This is a genomic window from uncultured Catenibacterium sp. (genome assembly GCF_900540665.1).
GTDB lineage: Bacteria > Bacillota_I > Bacilli_A > Erysipelotrichales > Coprobacillaceae > Catenibacterium.
Genome location: NZ_UQGV01000116.1, coordinates 1 through 3211 on the forward strand (window position 1 = coordinate 1; position 3211 = coordinate 3211).

At 34.4% G+C, this 3211-nt stretch carries 5 protein-coding genes; all 5 read left to right on the forward strand.

Annotated elements, in window-relative coordinates; genetic code table 11:
- Window positions 1-72 precede the first annotated feature (72 nt).
- The 5 genes from QZQ55_RS10710 to QZQ55_RS10730 are packed head-to-tail and all read left to right on the forward strand — an operon-like array spanning window position 73 to window position 2892.
- Window positions 73-462 (forward strand): DUF3592 domain-containing protein, encoded by a 390-nt coding sequence (locus QZQ55_RS10710; RefSeq protein WP_295093190.1) that lies wholly within the window; start codon window positions 73-75, stop codon window positions 460-462.
- Window positions 463-471: 9 nt separating this feature from the next.
- A complete protein-coding gene (locus QZQ55_RS10715; RefSeq protein WP_295093192.1) occupies window positions 472-1293 on the forward strand; it encodes a DUF4846 domain-containing protein in 822 nt (273 codons plus the stop codon).
- On the forward strand, window positions 1284-1823 hold the full coding sequence (locus QZQ55_RS10720; RefSeq protein WP_295093194.1) for an HD domain-containing protein: 540 nt from the start codon (window positions 1284-1286) through the stop codon (window positions 1821-1823). The genes QZQ55_RS10715 and QZQ55_RS10720 overlap by 10 nt, the downstream gene beginning before the upstream one ends.
- Window positions 1820-2623 carry a GNAT family N-acetyltransferase gene (locus tag QZQ55_RS10725; protein ID WP_295093196.1) on the forward strand — a complete coding sequence of 268 codons (804 nt, stop codon included), beginning with the start codon at window positions 1820-1822 and terminating at the stop codon, window positions 2621-2623. Before QZQ55_RS10720 ends, QZQ55_RS10725 begins: the two co-directional genes overlap by 4 nt.
- Window positions 2624-2631: 8 nt before the next feature.
- Window positions 2632-2892: a hypothetical protein gene (locus QZQ55_RS10730; protein WP_295093198.1), complete on the forward strand. Its 261-nt coding sequence runs from the start codon at window positions 2632-2634 to the stop codon at window positions 2890-2892.
- The last annotated feature ends 319 nt before the right edge of the window (window positions 2893-3211 follow it).

The window sequence follows — 3211 nt, forward strand, 5'->3', positions numbered from 1 at the left end:
AAGACCCCCAAATATTTAGAGCGAAGGTCTGACCCCCACAAAAATTAAAGACCCATTTTTTTAGAGGTTATTATGGAAAAACTATTATTTGTACTTATATGCATCCTAGGTATTGTAATTATGGTTAAAGGGCTGATTGCTCGCTTTAAGTATCGTCTAAAGGCGACACGCTGTTCTTTGCAGGCTCCAGGGAAAATCATAGAAATCAAACAGGATGAACTTTATCTCTATATCATGACAATTCAATATTATGCAGAAGGTAAGTTCATAGAAAGAAAACCTTCTATCGCTTATTTTCAGATGAAATATTTTAAAAATAATAAACGTGTGACAGTGGACTATGATCCAAACTCTCCCGATACTTTTATTATCGAAGAAGACTTATTTCCTATACGATTCACTAATTTTCTTATATTTAGTGGTTTTATATTAGTGTGTTGTGCTACATTATTTATCATTTGAGGTCAATTTATGAAGAAAATAATAATACTACTACTTCTTGGTGTGCTTTTAACAGCTTGTGCACCATCTTCAACAACTAAAAATAAAAAATATATTAACTCAGAAGGAACAACATTAGAAACACGTATTCCCACACCCAAAGGATATACACGAGAACAAAGTGATTTTGCACATTTCTTACAGACATATCCGTTAAAGGAAAACGGCAGTCCTATTCATTTATATAATGGAAAGAAGAAATTTAATCAAAGTTCACAGATTGGAGTCTTTAAGCTTCCACTAGAAAATGAAAATCTCCAGCAATGTGCCGACTCCGTTATGAGAGTCTATGCAGAATATTACTGGAACACCAAACAATACGATAAGATTCAATTTCATTTAAGTGATGGATTCTTATTATCTTATATGAAATGGAGAGAAGGGTATCGTGTGGTCATAAAGAACGATCATGCATCTTATGTAAAGAGTGCTTCCTATGATGATTCTTATGAATGTTTCAAGAAGTATTTGCGTATTGTATTTGCCTATTCTGGAAGTGCGAGCATGGTAAGTGAATCAACACCAATCAAACTAAATGAAATTAGAGTAGGAGATGTTTTCTTAAAAGGTGGTTCACCGGGACATGTCGTGATGATTGTCGATGTTTGTAGAAATAAAGAAGGAAAGAAGACTTTCTTACTTGCACAAGGTTATATGCCTGCTCAGGAATTTCATTTATTAAAGAATCCATCACATGATGATCCTTGGTATTATGAAGATGAAATCAAGTACCCATTTGAAACACCTGATTATACATTTAAGGAAGGTAGTTTAAGAAGATTATGTTATTGATGAATGTGTTTAGTGGTCACAGAATAGATCCATTACATATTAAGGAAGATGATATTCATCTAGAAGATATCGCTCATGCATTAAGTCTTATATGTCGAGGAAATGGTCATATTAAATATTTCTACTCTGTGGCTCAGCATTCTCTCAACTGCGCGAAAGAAGCACAAAGCAGAGGCTATAGTAAACATGTTGTTTTATCATGTTTGTTTCACGATGCCAGTGAAGCTTATATGAGTGATCTCATCACGCCTATAAAAAAACAGATGAAAGAGTATAGAATAATAGAAGACCAGCTTTTAGAAACAATATTTCAAGCTTTTCATATTCAATTGAAGAATGAAGAAAGAAACATATGGAAAGAACTGGATCATCTATTACTTGAAGCAGAATTAAAAGAGATGATGCCTTTAGAAGAAAATAGATCTTCTGTCACATTGATGAGTACACCTGATTTAAAGGAACATTATTATCGTGATATAGAAGAAGAATTCAAGGCTTATGCACTACAATTATTGGAGGATTTACAATGAAGATATATGTAACATATACATTTAGAAATAAAGAAGACAGAGATGCTTTTTATCAATCTATTAGAGACAATCATATTCAGGAATTATCATCGACTGATGAAGGGTGTCTCAAATATTCTTATACAACTATGGATGATACCGTTCTTTATTTACAAGAAGAATGGGTGTCTGAAGAATTGCAGTTAAAACATTTGAAGCAACCCCATATGGATATCTTAAAACAATTAAAGAATCGATATTCATGTCAAACTACAGTGCGTCATGGAACGGCTTCTTTAGAGACAGAGCGTTTACTGTTAAGAGAATTTAAAATAGAAGACGCAGATGATATGTATCATCATTGGGCCAATGATGAAAAGGTCACTCGTTATTTGACTTGGCCACCTCATCAAAGTATAGAAGACACAAAGCAGTCACTTTCTTCCTGGATTCAGTCTTATGAAAAGGGTGAGGCATATAACTGGGGGATTGTAGTAAAAGATAAGAGTACACTCATTGGAAATATTTCTGTCACAAATATTGATCATAAAACAAACACAGTAGAAATCGGCTATTGTATTGGGCAGGCTTATTGGGGTCATGGATATGTTGCAGAAGCACTTAAAGAAGTTATTTCTTACTTATTTAAGGAAGGCTATGATCTTGTGCGTGCAAGTCATGATAAAAATAATCCTCATTCAGGTAGAGTGATGCAAAAAGCAGGTATGAAATATGAAGGAACATTTAGAAAATATAGAAAAAATAATCAGGGAGTGGCAGATGATGTTGTATACTCTATTCTTCCTGAAGAATTAGAATAGGAGATTTTATGGAAGTTAGAGAAATATGTTTGGCAAATATCAAAGAGATATCACAATTATTTAATGAGATATTCTCCAGGGAACCATGGAATGATGAATGGAATGAAGAGGATCTATCTATTTATATGCATGATCTAGTAGGTAATCGCTTATCTTTATCTATTGGTTTATATGATGGAGATCAGCTTATTGGAATTGCGTTAGGTCGTATCAAACATTGGTACAATGGAAGAGAGTTCTGGATTGATGAATTTGCAAGTGGTTTCTAAGTTATCGACGGAAATCCCTGTTTAATAATCATATATCACTAATACCCAAAAAGAAGTTGAGGACCAACCTCAACTTCTTTTGTTTTGCGCATAAAACTACACACCAAATCCAACAAGAGCATAGCGCAGCATACATCGCTCCACCAATGCGGTAAGATACGACACCGGTACAGGTTGATACCGCCGTATCGCGCAGTTATCAGCATCTCTAACAGGAACCGGACTACGGCCAATTATCATTTTCGACCTTACAATGTATCGCTTTTGCAGAAACTCCCCCATTTTCTCCGTATTTATCTGTAAAATCCCCATTTATGCA